Consider the following 17,605-nt stretch of genomic DNA (forward strand, 5'->3'; position numbering starts at 1 on the left):
TCAGGCCGAGGCGCGGTCGGCCCACTCCATCACGAGCCGCTGGTATTCCTCGCGCTGCTCGGTGTTCAGTGTCCCGCCCGCCCGGCGCCACAGGGCCCGGATCTCCTCGTTGATCTCCGCGGCCGATCGCTCGGAGGCGGTTTCAACAGTGGTGGACATGCTGTGAAGCATACGGTGCCTGACGTGAAGACCCTGTGAGTGAACAGGAACAAACACGGCATTCCGGACCGTGTCGCTGATCACTCCCCTCCGGTCAGGTGCCCGGCTTGCGGCCGTACACGTAGACGTCGTCGCCGTTCTTCAGCAGCGACCAGTACTTCTTCGCGTCGGTCTTGGTCATGTTGACGCAGCCGTGCGAACCCGGCGGGTTCCACATGCTGACGCCGACCGAGTGGAAGGCCTGGCCGCCGTCGAAGAACTGGGCGTAGGGCATCGGCACGTCGTAGATGGACGAGACGTGGTCGATGTTGCGCCAGTAGATCTTCTTCAGGCCGGTGCGCGTCTCGTAGCCGTCACGGCCGGTGCGGACGGGCACGGGGCCGTACACGAGTTTGCTGCCGTCCTGGATCCAGCTCAGCTGGAGGGTGAGGTTCACACAGGCGATGCGGCCCTTGTTCACCGGGCACTTGCCGTCCTTGTTGGGTTTGTTCCCGACGGCCTTCTGCTTGGTCATGAGGTCCATGACGCCCCAGGTGACCGGACCCGCGTAGCCGGCGTTCGGCTGGATGCCGTGCTTGGTCTGGAAGGCCTGGATCGCCTTGCAGTCGGCGGCGGACTGCCGCCCGTCGACCGGCCGGCCGAGGAACTTCTCCACCTGCTTCTGGTACGGCCCGGTCTGTGTCGTGCAGGTCGCGGCCTGCGCCGGAGCGGCGCCGAGCGCGAGTGTGAGCGGCGCCACCAGCGCGGTGGCTCCCAGGACGGCGGCGGCTCGTCTGCGTGTGTCCCCCATGGTCGTCCTTGCCCTTCGACAGCGATGGATTCCGACCACGTAGACAGCCGCCGCGCCCGGATGGTTGCACGGGCTTGCGGAGAGACCGGGTGAGGAACGCCTCAGCGGTAGCCGGTGGTGTCCGCCGGCTTGCCCGGGTCCTGGACCTCGACGAGGTAGCGCCAGGCGTCGGGGCGGCTGCCGTCGAGGTCGGTGAAGCCGTACTCCCGTGCCAGGCCGCCGCTCGACAGGGAGGCCCCGTTGTGGCGGGACACGCCGGGGTCGGCGGCGAGGGCGGCGACGGCGCGGCCGACGTAGCGCGGGGTCTCGGAGATCGCGAAGTGCGGGACCTCGCCGAGGGCGTCGCGCCAGTTGTCCTCGCGGACCCCGAAGTGCTCCAGCATGAGCTCCGAGCGGAGCCAGCCCGGGGTGAGGGCGAGGGCGGTGGCGCCGCGCGGGCCGAGTTCGTGGGCGAGGGAGAAGGCCATGCGCAGCACGGACGCCTTGGCGAGGTCGTAGAAGAAGTTCACCCGGTAGTTGTCGCGGTTGTACTCGGCGGTGCCGTCGGTCACCTCGACGACCAGGCCGCCGGGCCGCCTCAGCAGGAGCGGCAGGGCGTGGTGGCTGGTGACGACGTGCGTCTCGATCGCCAGGCGGAGCAGCCGCAGCCCGTTGTCGAGGTCGTGCTCCCAGAGCGGCGTCTCCCACTCGAAGAGGGTCTCGCCGCCCCAGATGTCGTTGACCAGGACGTCGAGGCGGCCCTGTTCGCCGGCGATGCGGTCCACGAGCGACCGCACCTGCGCCGGGTCCAGGTGGTCGGTGGGGACGGCGATGCCCCGGCCGCCGGCCTCGGTGACGAGGTCGGCGGTGTCCTCGATGGTCTCGGGGCGGTCGTACTCCGAGCGCTGCGCGCGGGTGCTGCGCCCGGTGACGTACACCGTGGCGCCGGCCGCCCCGAGTTCCACGGCGATTCCCCGCCCGGCTCCCCGGGTCGCCCCGGCGACCAGGGCGATCTTGTCCTTCAGTGGCTGTTCCGGCATGTCGGGCCTTCCGTCGTCCTCGTGGTCGCTTCGAGGGTGCCTGGTAAGCCGGACGTCTTCTGTCGTCTTTTCCGTCGCCTTCGCTCGGGATCACCCGGTCGCGGGCCGTCCAGCGGCCCCACGCTCAGTGGCCGCGCGCGATCCACTCCTCCAGGTGCGGGGCCTCCGCGCCGATGGTCGTGGCGTCGCCGTGGCCGGTGAGGACCTTCGTCTCGGGCGGGAGACCGAGCAGCTTGTCGCGGATGGAGTCGATGATGGTCGGGAAGTGCGAGTACGAGCGGCCGGTGGCTCCGGGGCCGCCCTGGAAGAGGGTGTCGCCGGTGAAGACGGCGCCGAGTCCGGGGTCGTACAGGCAGATCGCGCCGGGGGCGTGCCCCGGGGTGTGCAGGACGGTCAGATCGGCGCCGGCGGCCTCGAGCACCAGGCCGTCGCGCAGCCACGCGTCGGGTTCGCGCTCCGGGTGGGTCTGCTTCCACAGCGGCAGGTCGTCGCGGTGCAGCCAGATGAGCGCGCCGGTGCGGTCGGCGAGGGCGGGCGCCGCGCCGATGTGGTCGTTGTGGGCGTGGGTGCACACGATGGCGGTCAGCCGGCGGTCGCCGACGGCCTCGGCGATGGCGTCGGCGTCGTGGGCGGCGTCGATGACGACGACCTCGTGGTCGTCGCCGACGAGCCACACGTTGTTCTCGACGTCCCAGGTGCCGCCGTCGAGGCTGAACCGGCCGCTGGTGACGAGGCGTTCGATGCGGGCGGGGGCCGTCATCACAGCATCACCACCGAGCGCAGGACGTCGCCCTGGTGCATCCGCTCGAAGGCCTTCTCGACCTCGTCGAGCGCGATGGTCTCCGTCACGAACGCCCCGAGGTCCAGGCGTCCCTGCAGGTGCAGGTCGATGAGCATGGGGAAGTCCCGGGAGGGCAGACAGTCGCCGTACCAGGAGGATTTCAGCGCGCCGCCGCGGCCGAAGACGTCCAGCAGCGGCAGTTCGAGCTTCATCTCCGGGGTGGGGACGCCGACGAGGACGACCGTGCCGGCGAGGTCGCGGGCGTAGAAGGCCTGGGTGTAGGTCTCCGGGCGGCCGACCGCCTCGATGACGACGTCGGCGCCGAAGCCGCCGGTGAGTTCGCGGATCGCCTCGACCGGGTCGGTCTCCCGGGAGTTGACGCTGTGGGTGGCGCCCATGGTGCGGGCGGTGGCGAGCTTGCGGTCGTCGATGTCGACGGCGATGATCCGCGCCGCGCCGGCCAGCCGCGACCCGGCGATCGCCGCGTCGCCGACTCCGCCGCAGCCGATCACGGCGACCGTGTCGCCCCGGCCGACATTGCCGGTGTTGATCGCGGCGCCGATGCCGGCCATCACGCCGCAGCCCAGCAGTCCGGCCACCTGCGGGGCGACCGCCGGGTCGACCTTGGTGCACTGTCCGGCCGCGACCAGCGTCTTCTCGGCGAAGGCGCCGATGCCGAGGGCCGGGGACAGTTCCTGCCCGGTGGCGGCGAGGGTCATCTTCTGGCCGGCGTTGTGGGTGTCGAAGCAGTACCAGGGGCGTCCGCGCAGACAGGCCCGGCACCGCCCGCACACGGCCCGCCAGTTGAGGACGACGAAGTCGCCGGGCGCCACCTCGGTGACCCCGTCGCCGACCGCCTCCACCACGCCGGCGGCCTCGTGGCCGAGCAGGAAGGGGAACTCGTCGGTGATGCCGCCCTGCTTGTAGTGCAGGTCGGTGTGGCAGACCCCGCAGGCCTGCACGCGCACCACGGCCTCGCCCGGTCCGGGATCGGGTACGACGATCGTCTCCACCCGCACCGGCTCGTCCTTGCCCGGTGCGATCACGCCGCGCACTTCCTGCGCCATGGTGCCTGGTCCCTTCCGTCGGCGGGTGTCCGTACCTGTGACGACCCTACGGCCGACTGATCGGTAAGGGCGCGTCCGGCGAGCGTGTGGAGCGGTTTCCGGCCACGGCGGGACGGCCGCCGGGACGTCCGGGGACGCCGCCCGGGCGCCTGCGCCTGCGTCCTGCGCCCGTGCCCGCGTTCCGCGCCCGTCGCCTCAGATACCCCCGGGGGTACTTCTGCTACGGTGGTGAACAGACCGACGGATACCCCCGGGGGTAATTCTCCGGGCCACCGGGATCCGGGTTCCCACCAGGAGAGGAGTGCTGCCGTGTACTTCGTCGACACCATCGACGTGCCCGGACTGGGCAACCGCGGCTATCTGGCGGGCGGCGCCCACCGCGCCGTCGTGATCGATCCGCCGCGTGACGTCGACCGGGTGATCACCGCGGCGGCGGCGCGGGGTGTACGCGTCACCCATGTCGTCGAGACCCACGTCCACAACGACTATGTGACCGGGGGCCTGGAACTGGCCCGGCTCACCGGCGCGGAGTACCTGGTGCCCGCGGAGGCGCGGGTCGCCTACGAGCGGGTGCCGGTCGCCGACGGGGACCGTACGCCGATCGAGGACGGGCTGGTGCTGCGCGCCCTCGCCACGCCCGGCCACACCCCGCACCACACCTCGTACGTCCTGGAGGACGGCGGACGCGCGGTGGCGGTGTTCACCGGCGGTTCGCTGCTGATCGGCACCGTGGGGCGGCCCGACCTGGTGGAGCCCCGGCTGACCGAGCGGCTGGCGCGCGCCCAGCACGGCTCCGCGCACCGGCTCGCCGCCGAGCTGCCGGACGACACCGCGGTGCTGCCCACGCACGGCTTCGGCAGCTTCTGCTCCGCGGGTACGGCCGCCGGCGACGGGACGACGATCGGCCGGGAGCGCACCGTCAACGAGGCTCTGGTGAAGGACGTCGACACCTTCGTCGCCGACCTGCTCGCCGCGCTGGACGACGTGCCCGCCTATTACGCGCACATGGGCCCGGCCAACGCCGCGGGCCCCGCTCCCGTGGACCTCACCCCGCCGCGCCGGGCCGACGCCGAGGAGATCGCGGCGCGGCTGGCCGACGGGGAGTGGGTGGTCGACCTGCGGGACCGGATCGCGTTCGCCGCCGGGCATGTCGCCGGGGCGCTGAACTTCGAGGCCGAGGGCCGGCTCGCCACCTATCTGGCCTGGCTGCTGCCGTGGGGCAAGCCCGTCACGCTGCTCGCCGACTCGCCGGAGCGGCTGGCCGACGCGCAGCGGGAACTCGTGCGGGTCGGCATCGACCGTCCGGCCGCCGCGGCGACCGGCGCCCCCGCCGACTGGCTGCGGCCGGGTGAGACGCCGCGCGCGTTCCGCAGAGCGACCTTCGCGGACCTGGCGGCACGGTCCTCGGCGGAGGAGGCCGCACCGGTCGTCGTACTCGACGTGCGGCGGGACTCGGAACGGGCCCGGGAACACCTCGCGGGCTCGCTGCACATCCCCCTCCACCTGCTCCGGGACCGGCTGGCCGAGGTGCCGCAGGACAGCACGGTGTGGGTGCACTGCGCGGGCGGGATGCGAGCGGCGATCGCGGCGTCGGTCCTCGACGCGGCGGGGCGTGACGTGGTCGCCGTCGACGACGGGTTCGACTCGGCGCGGGCGGCCGGGCTGCCGCCGGCCCGCATACCCGACGAGCAGTCGTCGCCGACGTGAGCGCCGCGCTGCTCGCCCTGGTCGCGGGGGCCTTCACCGGTCTCGCGCTGGGCGCCCTGGGTGGCGGCGGCAGTGTGCTGGCCGTGCCCGCCCTGATCTATCTGGTCGGCCTGTCCCCGGCCGCGGCCGCCACCGCGAGCCTGGTCGTGGTCACCCTCACCTCGGCCACCGCGCTGTCCGGGCATGCCCGCCAGGGCACCGTCCGGTGGCGGGAGGGCGTCCTGTTCGCCGCGGCCGGCGTGGTGCCGGCGGCGCTCGGCGGGGTGGTCTCCGCGCGGCTGCCGGCGGCGCTGCTGACCGGCGCCTTCGCCGTGGTCGCCGCCCTGGCCGCGGTGCGGATGCTGCGCCCGTCGGCCGCGTCGTCCGGCGACGCGGCGGCGGTGCGCGCCGGCCGGGTCGGCGCCGCCGGGGCCGGGCTGGGCGCGGTCACCGGTGTGCTGGGTGTGGGCGGGGGGTTTCTCGCCGTACCGGCGCTGGTGCACGTGGCCGGGCTCAGGATGCGCGCGGCCGTGGGCACGAGCCTGCTCGTGATCACGCTGAACGCGCTGGTCGCGCTGGCGGCCCGGGCGGATTCGGCGGTGACCGTCGACTGGGCGGCCGTCGCCCCGTTCGCCGCGGCGGCGGTGCTCGGCTCCTGGGACGGCAGACGCCTCGCGGCCCGCGTCCCGGCGGGCACACTCCAGCGGGTCTTCGCCTGGGCGCTGCTGGGTGTGGCCGCCTTCATGCTGGCGGACACGGTCCTCTGAGCGGGCTCAGGCCAGCGACAGGAACAGCTTCTCCAGCCGCGCCTTCATCTGCTGGGTGGTCTCGCCCTCCCGCTGACCGCGCCCGGGATCGGTCAGGCACTGCTGGAGACCGGTCGCGATGATCGCGAAACCGGCGCGGTCCAGGGCCCGGGAGGCCGCGGCGAGCTGAGTGACGACGTCCTCGCAGTCCCGCCCCTCCTCGATCATCTTGATCACTCCGGAGATCTGCCCCTGCGCCCGCCGCAGCCGGTTCAGCACCGACTTGAGGTCATCGCCCTCGAACTGCAACTCCACAACCACTCCTCACATACCCTTGGGGGTATTTTACTCCCCCTCGGGCCATACCTCGGAAGGTAGTCACCTCACCATGTCCACGTCCCGTACCCCGCACGCCCTCGACGTCGACGAAGCGCTCGCCCGCCTCGCCGAACTGACCGTCATCGACGTCCGCACCCCCGGCGAATACGCCTCCGGTCACCTCCCCGGCGCCCTCAACCTCCCCCTGGACCAGCTGGACCGGGCCGTGCCCGTGCTGCGCGAGGCGCGCGGCGCGCTGCTGGTGGTCTGCGCCTCCGGAAACCGCTCCCGCACCGCCTGCGCGACCCTCGCCGAGCACGGCGTCGACGCCGCGACACTGACCGGCGGCACCCACGGCTGGGCGGAGCGCGGGCATCCCCTGGAGCGCGCCGACGGTCCCGCGCGCTCCACGTGGTCGATGGAACGGCAGGTCCGCTGCGCGGCGGGCGCCCTCGTCCTGACGGGCCTGACCCTCGGACGGCGGCACCCGGCCCTGCGGCTGCTCTCCGCCGGCGTCGCGGGCGGCCTGGTCTTCTCCGCGCTCACCGACACCTGCGGAATGGCCGCCCTGCTCGCCAGGCTCCCCCACAACCGGCCGCGCCCCGCCGACCTCGACGCCACCCTGGCGGCACTCGCCGCACGCTAGCGGCGGTTGGGCACCGCTCGAATCAGTTCATCGGTTGAGGTTGCCAGGCTCCGACGGCACGACGCGGTACAACACGGGGGCACCTTGAGGAGGGATCAGTCACGCCTTGCACTTCTCCGGACCGGCCGAGGCCGGCACCGGCGTCACGGGCGCGGGCGCGACGGGGCGACGCGTGGTTGCCAGGTGCCACAGGAGGGTGAGGACGGTGACGCCGGCAGCCACCAGCCCGAGTTCGGCCGGAACAAGCCCGAACCACTCCTGTGCCAGCCCGCCGAAACCGCCGCCGAGGGCGACGCCGATGTAGAGCGCGGAGGAGTTGAGACCTAGCAGGACCGGCGCGGCGGCGGGGCTGAGGGCGATGAGCCGGTGCTGCTGCGGGACGACGATGACGCCGACACTCACACCCCAGACCGCCGCCCAGACCAGGGCGGGCGCTGGGGCGCGTGTCGCCAGCGGGGTCAGCGCCAGAACGAGAGCCGCAAGGGCGAGGGAGCCGGTGAGGACGCGGGCGGAGTCGTGACGGTCGACCAGGCGTCCGGCGGTGACGTTACCGGCCAGGGTGCCGACGCCCCAGGCCAGCAGGATCAGGGACAGTAGCGACTCGTCGCCGCCAGTGGCGTCCCGCAGGGCCGGGGCGATGTAGGTGTAGAGGGTGTAGGCACCGAGGAAGGCGAGGGAGGTGACTGCCAGCAGTGCCGGTACGCGGCCCTGCCTGAGCGGACGCAGGCGGTCGGGCAGCGAGGCGGCGGGGAGTGTCACGCCGGGGAGACCGACGATGATGCCGACGATCGCCAGCAGGCCGATCCCGGCGACGGCCCACAGGGTGATGCGCCAGTCGCTGCGCCCGATCAGAGTGCCGAGCGGCAGTCCCAGCGCGGTCGCCAGGGTCAGGCCGCCCAGCACGAAGGCCAGGGCCCGGCCACGGCGTTCCGGCGGGGCGATGGCCGCCGCGGTGCTGGAGGCGGCGGAGGTGATGATGCCCGCTCCCACGGCGGTGACGATCCGGGCAGCCATCACCACCTCGTAACTGGTGCCTAAGGCGGTGACAGCGTTGCCGATCACGAACACAGCCAATGCGATCAGCAATGCCGACCGCCGGTCCAGGCCGCCGGTGAGGGCCCCCATCACCGGCGCCGACAACGCCAGCGTCAAGGCGAAGACCGTCACCAGCTGGCCGGCAGCCGGGGTGGACACTGCAAGGTCGGCAGCGATGGAGGGGAGCAAGCCCGCGATGACGTAGCCGTCGGTGCCGACGGCGAACGTCGCCAGGGCCAGGGGAAGGAGTGGTTTCAACATGGTCGGCACTGTAGGCAACACATGGATGCTTGTCCATGTATCAATGAGTGGATAGGCTCCATGCTTGGCACGGACGGAGGGAAGCGATGCGCGAGGTGTCCCAGCCGGCTACCGAGGCGATCCGGATGGTGGAGGTGCTGCGTGCACTGGCCGATCCAGTGCGACTGGAAATCGTCCAACGGCTCGCCGTAACCGGCGAGGAGAGCTGCAATGCCATCGGCGGCGACCTGGACATCCACCAGACGACGCTGTCCCACCACTACCGGGTGCTACGCGAGGCGGGAGTCACCTGGACGACCGTCAAGGGCCGATCCCGGCTGGTGCGGCTTCGCCGTGACGACCTGGACGTGTTGTTCCCTGGCCTGCTCGACTCCGTACTGAACGGAGCTCGCCGCACGCACCCCGGCCGTGGAACGCTGACACGGCCCCGACGTCACGCTCGCGGCGGCCTGGGCGCCACCCCCGACAAGTAGCAGTCGGTAATCACCGCCGCGGTCGAGCGGTACCTTCCGGCGCGGGCATCGCGGTCTACCGGATCTCGCTGACGTCGTGGGGGTGCATGCCGCCCTATGGCGCCCGGACGTCGCCCTGCGAGAGGGTACGAGTGCCGACAACCATGAGCGCTGTGCAGATCGGGTTTCGTTGGGGGAGGGCCCGGGCCGGGTCCAACCGTCGTAGCCTGAACGTTCAGTTGCCACTGGCCGCGACGGCGAAGGAGCACCGTGACACCTGCTGAGACCCCCACCGGCCCGCCCCCGTGGCGGCTGCTTCTCGGCTACGTACGACCGCACCGCTGGGCCCTGCTGGCCGGCGCGGTGCTCTCCCTGGTCACCGGGGCCACAGGCCTGCTGCTGCCGCTGGTCGCACGGGACTTGATCGACGACCTCGCCCACGACCGGGCCATCGCGGGCGCGTTGCTGCTGATGACGGGCCTGGTCATCGCCAACGCGGCGCTGGGCGCGCTCGGTTCGTACGTGCTGCGGCGCACCGCCGAGTCGGTGGTGCTCGGTGCGCGGCGCGCCCTGTCGTCGTATCTGCTGCGGCTGCGCATCGCCGCCGTCGACCGCAGCGAACCGGGCGACCTGATGGCCCGGATCACCTCGGACACCACCCTGCTGCGCGAGGTCACCACGGACTCCCTGGTCGGCATCGGCACCGGCGGGCTCACCCTGGTGGCGACCGTCGTGATGATGGGGCTGGTCGATCCGGTGCTGCTCGGGGTCACGCTCGCCGTGGTGTTCGGCGCGGGCACGGTGCTCGGGGTGATCGTGCCGCGCATCAACCGGGCCAGCCGGCAGGCGCAGGACGCGGTCGGCGTGATGGGTGCCTCGCTGGAGCGGGTGCTGGGCGCGCTGCGCACGGTGAAGGCGTCCGGCGCCGAGCACCGCGAGGAGCAGACGCTGCACGCGGCCGCCGAGGAGTCGTGGCGGCAGAGCGTGCGCGCCGCCAAGTGGACGGCGGCCGCGGGCAACACGGCCGGGCTGTCGATGCAGATCGCCTTCATCACGGTGCTGGCGGTGGGCGGGGCGCGGGTGGCGACGGGCGCCGTCGACATCGGCACGCTGGTCGCGTTCCTGCTGTACGTCTTCTATCTGATGTCGCCGATCCAGCAGGTCGTCGGCGCGATCACCCAGTACCAGACCGGCGCCGCGGCCCTCACCCGCATCCAGGAGGCGCTGCGGCTGCCCGCCGAGCCGCAGGCCCCGGCCGCCCCGCTGCCGACCTCCGACGCCGAGCCCGCCGCGGTCGCCTTCACCGACGTCCGCTTCCGCTACGCCGACGATCTGCCGTACGTCCACCACGGGGTGACGTTCTCCGTGCCGCCGTGCGGCATGACCGCGTTCGTCGGCCCGTCCGGCGCGGGCAAGACCACCGTGTTCTCGCTGATCGAGCGGTTCTACGACCCCGAGTCCGGCGCGATCACCCTGGACGGCCGGGACCTCGCCGACTGGGAGCTGTCCCGGCTGCGGTCCGCGATCGGCTACGTCGAGCAGGACGCGCCGGTGCTGTCCGGCTCGCTGCGGGACAACCTGCTGCTGGGCAATCCGGAGACGGACGAGGACACGCTCACCCGGGTGCTGAAGACGACCCGGCTGGACGGGCTGGTCGCCCGGCTGCCGGACGGCCTGAACACCCTGGTCGGACATCGCGGCACCAAGCTGTCCGGCGGCGAGCGTCAGCGGGTGGCGATCGCCCGGGCACTGCTGCGGCGCCCGCGCCTGCTGCTCCTGGACGAGGCGACCTCGCAGCTGGACGCGGTGAACGAGGCGGCGCTGCGGGACACGGTCGCGGACGTGGCCCGGTCGACGACCGTGCTGGTGGTGGCGCACCGGCTGTCGACGGTGACGATGGCCGACCGGATCGTGGTGATGGACGCGGGCCGGGTCCGCGCGGTGGGCACCCACCGCGAACTCGTGGCCGCCGACCCGCTGTACGCGGAGCTGGCGGCCACGCAGTTCCTCGCCTCGGCCGACTGAGCGGGCCCGGGGCGGCGGCGCCCGGTCAGTACTCGATGGCGGGCAGCAGCCCGGTCACCGGCGCGACCAGGTCGGTGAGCTGGTGCAGTTCGTTGAGCCGGTTCAGTTCGCCGACCTGGTTCAGCTCCGCCAGCTGGGCGGAGGGCCGCGGCAGCGCGTCCCGGTGCTCGGCGGGCAGGTCGGCGGCGGCGAGCGAGTCGAGCGCGGTGACCGGGTTCAGCTTGCCGGCCCGGGCGTCCGCCCCGGCCGCGGCCGCCGACGGTGCCGCGAGGCCCGCGACCCCGGCGGCGAGACCGACGGCGGCGACGATACGACGTGTTGAGATCATGTCCTGCGCAACGCCGGCCGCCGTCGCGCGGACACGGCCGCCCGGCCGCGCTCACTCGTCAGGCGGAGTCGGGCGGAGTCGGGCGGCTGCGCTTGCCGGGGCGGACGGGGCGGAGGAGCCTCGTAGAAGGGGTCGTTGTGAGGAGGTCACGATGGGCACTGCGGCCACTTCAGGCTTCGACACCGAGACACTGCGCCGGGGCATCGAAGGACACAACTCGTCGGCCCTGCTGTCGCTCTACGCGGACGACGCGCGACTGCGGGTGGTCGACCACAACACGCAGCCCAGCCATCCGCGGACGCTGAACGGCCGCGAGGAGATCGGTGAACTGCTCACCGACGTCTACAACCGCGACATGACGCACAAGCTGGAGGACTGTGTGATCCAGGGCGACCGCGCCGCCTTCAGCGAGTCCTGCGAGTACCCGGACGGGGTGCGTGTGCTCGCCGAGTCGATGGTCACGCTGCGGGACGGCAAGATCGTCGAGCAGACCATGATCCAGGCCTGGGACGAGTAGCCTTCCGGCCTCGGTTACGCTGGTGCGGGGCCGTGACTGGCGCTGAGGTGGAGTACCACCGGGGAGCGGCCCACATGGGAGTCGATGCCGCGCGCCTGGGCGATCCGGTCGATCGACCCAGGAGTGGATCATGTCTCAGGCCCGGCTCATGGACGGCACCGCGCTCGCCCGGCGCATCGTGGAGGAGACCGCGAAGCGCGCGGCCGACCTCACCGACCGCACGGGCACGGCCCCGTGTCTGGCGACGGTGCTGGTCGGCGAGGACCCGGCGTCCGTCACGTACGTCAGGATGAAGCAGAACCGGTGCCGCAAGGCGGGGATCGCCTCGCGGCACGTCGCCCTGCCCGCCGCCACGACCACCGGGGAACTGGTCGGCACGCTGCGGGAGCTGTCCGCCGACCCGGCGGTGCACGGCATCCTGTTGCAGCACCCGGTGGGCGACCACATCGACGAGCGGGCCGCGTTCGAGGCGATCGCGCCGGAGAAGGACGTCGACGGCGTCACCTTCGCCTCCTTCGCCACGATGAGCTTCGGCCTGCCGGGCTTCGTGTCCTGCACGCCGGGCGGCATCATGCGGCTGCTCGACGAGTACGGCGTCGACCCGGCCGGGAAGCGGGCCGTGGTGGTCGGCCGCAGCGCCATCCTCGGCAAGCCGGCCGGCATGCTGCTGCTCGCCCGGGACGCCACGGTCACCTACTGCCACTCGCGCACCGCGGACCTCTCGGCGGCGGTGCGGGAGGCGGACATCGTGGTCGCCGCGGTCGGCCGGGCCAAGCTGATCCGGGGCCAGGACATCAAGCCGGGCGCGGTGGTGCTCGACGCCGGGTACAACGCGGGCAACGTCGGCGACGTGGACTTCGACTCGGCCGTCGAGCGGGCCTCGCTGATCACGCCGGTGCCCGGCGGGGTCGGCCCGATGACCATCGCCACATTGCTGGAGCAGACGGTGGACGCGGCGGGGCGGCAGCTCGGCGTGTGACGGCGGGGAGGCCGGTTCCGGAGGCCGGTTCCCTTCCCGGTGAACCGGCCTCCCGTGGGCGGGAAGTGATGCCGCGCACACACGGACGGTGTCCGGACGATCACGTGTTAGCGTCCGGCCGTGACTCTCTCGGCTCCGGACACGGTCTCCCCCGCTGCGCCCCTCGGCCTGCTCGATCTCTTCGGTGAGGGCTTCGTCCGCGACCCGTATCCGTGGCTGGACGCGCTGCGCGCCGACGCTCCGGTGCACCACGACCCGCGTACCGGGCTGTGGCTGGTGAGCCGTCACGAGGACATCCGCCGGGTGCTGCTCGACCCGGACGCCTTCCTCCCCGACAACGCCCAGCGCGCCGTCACCCCGCTGCCCGTCGGCGCGCTGCGGGTGCTCGCCCGGGCCGGGTTCAGGCTGCCTGCCGCGCTCGCCAACAACGGCACCGCCAGCCACCCCGGGCTGCGCCGGGTCGTCACCCGGTTCTTCAACGCCCGGCGCGTGGCCGCCGCCGTGCCGGTGATCGAGCGTGTCGCCGACGAACTGCTCACCGCGGCGGCCGAGCGGATCGACGCCGTGGGCGACGGCGACCTGTTCACGTCCTTCGCGCAGGTACTGCCGTGCCGGGTGCTGATGGAGCTGCTGGGTATCGACGACGTCCCCGCGGCCACGCTGATCCGCTGGAGCGACGCCTCGCTGGAACTGTTCTGGGGCCGGCCCACGCCGGAACGCCAGCTGGAACTGGCGCCGCTCGTCGCCGAGTTCCACCAGTGGCTGACCCGTACCGTGCGGGACGGCGCCGCTCGGCCCGGCTCCTTCATCGCGGCCCTCGGAGAGCACCGGCTGCCCGACGGGGAGCGGCTCGACGTGGCCACCGCGGTCGGGGCCTGCTTCTTCGTCTTCGTCGCCGGGCAGTCCACGACCGGGCAGCTCATCTCGACCGTGCTGCGCCGCGCGCTGGCCGAGGAGGGGCTGTGGGCACGCCTCGCCGGCGAACCGGGCCTCGCCGAGGCGTGGGTCGAGGAGGTCCTGCGGCGCGAACCGCCGGTGACGACGTGGCGCAGGATCACCGCCCGCCCGGTCGAACTGGGCGGGGTGACCCTGCCGGAGGGCGCGCAGGTGCTGCTGATGCTGATGGGCAGCGGCTCCGATCCGGAGGTCTTCACCGCACCGGAGGAGCTGTGCCCGCACCGGGCCGAGGTCCGCCATCATCTGGCCTTCGGGGTCGGCCGCCACCGGTGCCCGGGCGCCTCCCTGGCGCGTACGGAGGCGGCGGTGGCCCTGCGGGCCGCGGCGCGCCGCCTGCCCGGGGTGCGTCCGGCGGAGTCGGCGGACGTTCCGATGCTCGGCCTGCTGTCCTTCCGGGCGCCGCTGCGGGTCGCGGTGACACGGTCGTGACGGCCCTCGCACGCGGCATACTGGCCGGCGTGCGAGTGGCCATCATGACGGCGGGATCACGGGGCGACGTGGCGCCCTACACCGGACTCGGGCGGGCGCTGTCGCGGGCCGGGCACCAGGTGACGCTGGTGACCCACGGGGCTTTCGAACCGCTGGTGGCGGATTCGGGGCTGGGATTCCACGCGCTGCCGGTGGATCCGCGGGCGGAGCTGGAGACTTCGCGGGGGCGGGGGCTGCACCGCAGCGCGAGCGGCGTCGGCAAGCTGCTGCGGGTGGTGGGGATGGCGCGGGCGCTGGTCGGGCGGATGACCGACGATCTGCTCGCCGCGGCGCGGACCAGCGAGGTGCTGCTGCTGTCCAGTTCGCTCGCGCCGCTCGGGCACACCCTCGCCGAGGGGCTGCGGCTGCCGAGCATGGGTGTCTATCTGCAACCGCTGGCCGCCACCGGGGAGTTCGCGCCGCCGGTACTGGGTGCCGGGTCCTGGGGCGGTGTCGGGAACCGGCTCGCCGGGCACGGGGTGGGCGCGGCCGTGGAGCGGGTGTTCTCGGGGGCAGTCCCGGCGGTACGGGCCCGGCTGGGGCTGCCGGCCCTCGGTCCCGGCGCGGCACGGCGGGCCCGGGAGAAGCGGAACTGGCCGATCCTGCACGGCTTCAGCCCGCTGGTCGTGCCCCGGCCGCGCGACTGGCGGGCCGGACTGGAGGTCACCGGGTACTGGTGGCCGTACGACCGTGACCTCCGACTCCCGGCCGGGCTGCGGGACTTCCTCGACGCGGGTCCGCCGCCCGTGTTCGTCGGTCTGGGCAGCGCGACCGTGCCGGATCCGGCGGGGCTCAGCGCCGGGATCGTGGCCGCGCTGCGGCGCGCGGGGCTGCGCGGGGTGATCCAGCGGGGCTGGGGCGGGCTGGCGGCCGACGGGGACGACATGCTGACGGTCGGGGAGGTGCCGCACGCGGCGCTGTTCCCCAGGATGGCCGCCGTGGTCCATCACGCCGGTGCGGGCACCACCGCGGCCGGGGTGCGGGCCGGGGTGCCCGCCGTGCCCGTGCCGGTGCAGTTCGACGCCGGGTTCTGGGCGGCCCGGCTGGTGGCCCTGGGCGTGGCGCCCCGCGCGCTGCCGCTGCGCCGGGTCACCGCCGACGCCCTGGCCGCGGCCCTGGTGGAGGCGACCCGCGACGCCGGGTACCGGGAGCGGGCGCGGGCGCTCGGCTCCCGGGTGCGGGCGGAGGACGGGACCGCGGCGGTGGTGGAGCGGGTGAACCGGCTGCGCGGGTAGGGCACGGCCGCCGGTTCCCGGCGTTCCGGCGGGCCGTTCGAGCGGCCCACTGGGTCGGTTCCGGTCCCCCGGCTCCCTCAACTCGCCGTCCTGCCGGTGAGGTTGAGCAGATACTCCTTCCGGTTCAGCGGATTGTGGTCCGTGCGCGGCCGCCGGGGTACCGCGGCGCCCCGGTCGACGGGCGCGTAGTGGTCGAAGGCGCTCTCCAGCTCGCCCTCGCCCCTGGTGAGCCCCGGAAGCCGCTGCTCCAGCGCGTGGACGAGCGCCGCCGGCACCACGCCGTCGAGGACGCACAGCGCGCCGCGCGTCTCGGTGGTGCGCGGCACCGCCCGCAGCGCGGACAGCACCGGCAGCAGAGCGCCCAGCGTGTCCGCCGGCGCCTCCAGCCGGAACCGGTGCATCGGTTCGTGCACCCGGGTGCCGGCCCGGCGCAGCGCCTCGGCCAGGACCAGCGGGGTCAGCCCCCGGAAGTCGGCCCCGGTGCTGGACATGCTCTTGTCGAAGCCCTGGTGGGCGTGGCTCTGGCGCGGCCAGTACCCGGAGTGGGTCATGGTGACCGTGCAGTCGGGGATCCGCCAGCCGTACAGGCCCTGTCCCAGAGTCTCCCGCACGGTGTCCTCGACGGCCTTGAAGAAGGCGTACGGCATCGAGCCCAGCTCCACCTCCAGCCGGAACTGCGTGCCCGCGCCGACCGGGGCGGGGTCGACGCGCAGGCCGACGGTGGCGATGAAGGGGTTGTCGTCCTTCTTGATGAACTCGACCGCCGCACCCGTCCCGGTCAGGCGTTCGACGCACAGCGGTGTCGTCTCGCGGAAGGCGACGTCGAGGCCGTAGTCGTCGGCGAGGGTCGCCTGGACGACCTCCTTCTGCACCTCCCCGTACAGCGACACGGAGGTCTCCTGGCGCACCTCGTCGTGCCGCAGGCCGATCAGCGGGTCCTGTTCGGCCAGCTGGGTGAGCGCGAGGTGCAGGGCCCGCCGGTCCGCCGGGCGGACCGGTTCGACGACGGTCTCCAGGGTCGGCGGGGCGAAGAGGTGCCCGTCCGTGGTGCGGGGCACGCCGAGCCAGTCGCCGATCCTGACCTCGCCGAGACCCCACAACCGGGCGATGCGGCCCGCGCCGACCGCGTCCCGGCGGACGTCCGTACCGTCCTCGAAGACGTGCACGGCCGTCACCCGGCCCTCGCGGCCCCGCGCACCGAAGCGGATCCGGTCGCGGGTGCGCAGGGTGCCGGAGAAGAGCCGGGCGTACGCCACCTTCTCCCCCGCCGGACCCCGTTCCACCTTGAAGACGGTGCCCGAGACGGGCCCGTCCGGGTCGCCGCCGGCGGTGGGCAGCAGCCGTCCGATGCCGTCGATCAGCGCGTCCACGCCCGCTCCGGTGATCGCGGAACCCGCGTACGCGGGATGCACCAGGCCCTGCCGGGTCTGCTCGGCCAGCGCCGCTCGCACCAGGGCGTCCGGGACCCGGCCGTCGACATAGGCGGCGAGCAGGTCGTCGTCGTGGTCGGCGAGGACGTCCAGCGCGGCCGGGACCGGGCGGGGCGTGAAGCGGGCCCCGGGCGTGCCGAGGCCGGTGGCGGTGCCCATCGGGACGACGGCGGCCGACAGCCGTTCGGCGGCGGCGCGCAGCACGTCCTCGTAGGCCGCGCCACGGCGGTCGATCTTGTTGACGAAGAGCAGGGTGGGAATGCGCAGCCGGCGCAGGGTCCGCATCAGCACCCGTGTCTGCGCCTGGACGCCCTCGACGGCCGAGACGACCAGGACGGCGCCGTCCAGCACGCCGAGCACCCGCTCCACCTCGGCGATGAAGTCCGGGTGGCCGGGGGTGTCGATGAGGTTGACGGTCACGCCGTCCAGCGGGAACGAGACGACGGCGGACTTGATGGTGATGCCGCGCTGCCGCTCCAGCGCGAGGGTGTCGGTGCGGGTGCTGCCGGCGTCGACACTGCCGATCTCGTCGATGACTCCGGCGCTGTGCAGCAGCCGTTCGGTCAGACTGGTCTTACCGGCGTCGACATGGGCGAGGATCCCGAGGTTGAGCAAATGCACGAAGCGTCATGTCCTTGGTGGTAGGGGCCGTTCCTTGCGGGATGGACATGGACGCAGCGCGCATGGATCGCTCCTCGGGGTGCGA

The 17,605-nt window shown here is 73.3% G+C and carries 18 protein-coding genes and 1 riboswitch; of the genes, 9 read left to right on the top strand and 9 right to left on the bottom strand.

All coding sequences use genetic code 11. The features are described from left to right. From AMK31_RS08925 to AMK31_RS08945, 5 genes are all read right to left on the bottom strand, one after another. Complete coding sequence (locus AMK31_RS08925) at window positions 1–159, bottom strand: hypothetical protein (RefSeq protein ID WP_198948462.1); 159 nt, start codon at window positions 157–159, stop codon at window positions 1–3. 94 nt (window positions 160–253) lie between these two features. Continuing rightward, entirely contained in the window at window positions 254–949 is a 696-nt protein-coding gene (locus tag AMK31_RS08930) for a L,D-transpeptidase family protein (protein ID WP_073939840.1), read from the bottom strand. 101 nt (window positions 950–1,050) lie between these two features. Next, on the bottom strand, window positions 1,051–1,968 hold the full coding sequence (locus AMK31_RS08935; protein ID WP_073939841.1) for an SDR family oxidoreductase: 918 nt from the start codon (window positions 1,966–1,968) through the stop codon (window positions 1,051–1,053). A 124-nt stretch (window positions 1,969–2,092) separates the two neighbouring features. Beyond that, window positions 2,093–2,728 carry an MBL fold metallo-hydrolase gene (locus AMK31_RS08940; protein ID WP_073939842.1) on the bottom strand — a complete coding sequence of 212 codons (636 nt, stop codon included), beginning with the start codon at window positions 2,726–2,728 and terminating at the stop codon, window positions 2,093–2,095. Continuing rightward, window positions 2,728–3,816 (bottom strand): S-(hydroxymethyl)mycothiol dehydrogenase, encoded by a 1,089-nt coding sequence (locus AMK31_RS08945; protein ID WP_073939843.1) that lies wholly within the window; start codon window positions 3,814–3,816, stop codon window positions 2,728–2,730. The genes AMK31_RS08940 and AMK31_RS08945 overlap by 1 nt, the downstream gene beginning before the upstream one ends. Window positions 3,817–4,125: 309 nt before the next feature. Here AMK31_RS08945 and AMK31_RS08950 point away from each other — a divergent pair, with 309 nt between their 5' ends. Both AMK31_RS08950 and AMK31_RS08955 read left to right on the top strand, forming a co-directional pair. After that, complete coding sequence (locus tag AMK31_RS08950; RefSeq protein WP_073939844.1) at window positions 4,126–5,523, top strand: MBL fold metallo-hydrolase; 1,398 nt, start codon at window positions 4,126–4,128, stop codon at window positions 5,521–5,523. Then, window positions 5,520–6,269 (top strand): sulfite exporter TauE/SafE family protein, encoded by a 750-nt coding sequence (locus AMK31_RS08955; RefSeq protein WP_073939845.1) that lies wholly within the window; start codon window positions 5,520–5,522, stop codon window positions 6,267–6,269. The genes AMK31_RS08950 and AMK31_RS08955 overlap by 4 nt, the downstream gene beginning before the upstream one ends. 6 nt (window positions 6,270–6,275) lie before the next feature. On the opposite strand, the gene AMK31_RS08960 is transcribed toward AMK31_RS08955, so the two are convergent. Further along, complete coding sequence (locus tag AMK31_RS08960) at window positions 6,276–6,563, bottom strand: metal-sensitive transcriptional regulator (protein WP_073939846.1); 288 nt, start codon at window positions 6,561–6,563, stop codon at window positions 6,276–6,278. Window positions 6,564–6,636: 73 nt separating this feature from the next. Here AMK31_RS08960 and AMK31_RS08965 point away from each other — a divergent pair, with 73 nt between their 5' ends. After that, entirely contained in the window at window positions 6,637–7,212 is a 576-nt protein-coding gene (locus AMK31_RS08965) for a rhodanese-like domain-containing protein (protein ID WP_073939847.1), read from the top strand. Window positions 7,213–7,311: 99 nt separating this feature from the next. On the opposite strand, the gene AMK31_RS08970 is transcribed toward AMK31_RS08965, so the two are convergent. Then, window positions 7,312–8,508 (bottom strand): MFS transporter, encoded by a 1,197-nt coding sequence (locus tag AMK31_RS08970; RefSeq protein ID WP_073939848.1) that lies wholly within the window; start codon window positions 8,506–8,508, stop codon window positions 7,312–7,314. Between the two features lie 86 nt (window positions 8,509–8,594). Between AMK31_RS08970 and AMK31_RS08975 the strand changes: the two genes are divergently transcribed. Both AMK31_RS08975 and AMK31_RS08980 read left to right on the top strand, forming a co-directional pair. Then, window positions 8,595–8,981 (top strand): ArsR/SmtB family transcription factor, encoded by a 387-nt coding sequence (locus AMK31_RS08975; RefSeq protein WP_079186777.1) that lies wholly within the window; start codon window positions 8,595–8,597, stop codon window positions 8,979–8,981. A 249-nt stretch (window positions 8,982–9,230) separates the two neighbouring features. Continuing rightward, window positions 9,231–10,985, top strand: coding sequence for an ABC transporter ATP-binding protein (locus AMK31_RS08980; RefSeq protein WP_073939849.1), 1,755 nt, complete (start codon window positions 9,231–9,233; stop codon window positions 10,983–10,985). A gap of 25 nt (window positions 10,986–11,010) precedes the next feature. Here AMK31_RS08980 and AMK31_RS08985 read toward each other — a convergent pair whose 3' ends face one another. Further along, a complete protein-coding gene (locus AMK31_RS08985) occupies window positions 11,011–11,313 on the bottom strand; it encodes a hypothetical protein (RefSeq protein ID WP_073939850.1) in 303 nt (100 codons plus the stop codon). A 151-nt stretch (window positions 11,314–11,464) separates the two neighbouring features. Here AMK31_RS08985 and AMK31_RS08990 point away from each other — a divergent pair, with 151 nt between their 5' ends. The 4 genes from AMK31_RS08990 (at window position 11,465) to AMK31_RS09005 (ending at window position 15,469) form a co-directional block, all read left to right on the top strand. Continuing rightward, window positions 11,465–11,830, top strand: coding sequence for a nuclear transport factor 2 family protein (locus AMK31_RS08990; protein WP_073939851.1), 366 nt, complete (start codon window positions 11,465–11,467; stop codon window positions 11,828–11,830). Window positions 11,831–11,852: 22 nt separating this feature from the next. Further along, window positions 11,853–11,938, top strand: a riboswitch (ZMP/ZTP riboswitch). Window positions 11,939–11,960: 22 nt separating this feature from the next. Continuing rightward, window positions 11,961–12,809 carry a bifunctional 5,10-methylenetetrahydrofolate dehydrogenase/5,10-methenyltetrahydrofolate cyclohydrolase gene (locus AMK31_RS08995; protein WP_073939852.1) on the top strand — a complete coding sequence of 283 codons (849 nt, stop codon included), beginning with the start codon at window positions 11,961–11,963 and terminating at the stop codon, window positions 12,807–12,809. A 120-nt stretch (window positions 12,810–12,929) separates the two neighbouring features. Next, entirely contained in the window at window positions 12,930–14,195 is a 1,266-nt protein-coding gene (locus AMK31_RS09000) for a cytochrome P450 (RefSeq protein WP_073939853.1), read from the top strand. 44 nt (window positions 14,196–14,239) lie between these two features. Then, complete coding sequence (locus tag AMK31_RS09005; protein ID WP_073940132.1) at window positions 14,240–15,469, top strand: glycosyltransferase; 1,230 nt, start codon at window positions 14,240–14,242, stop codon at window positions 15,467–15,469. A 77-nt stretch (window positions 15,470–15,546) separates the two neighbouring features. Here the strand turns inward: AMK31_RS09005 and AMK31_RS09010 are convergent, their stop codons facing one another. Continuing rightward, on the bottom strand, window positions 15,547–17,520 hold the full coding sequence (locus AMK31_RS09010; protein WP_073939854.1) for an elongation factor G: 1,974 nt from the start codon (window positions 17,518–17,520) through the stop codon (window positions 15,547–15,549). Window positions 17,521–17,605: the final 85 nt, after the last annotated feature.

The organism is Streptomyces sp. TSRI0107, assembly GCF_001905845.1.
GTDB lineage: Bacteria > Actinomycetota > Actinomycetes > Streptomycetales > Streptomycetaceae > Streptomyces.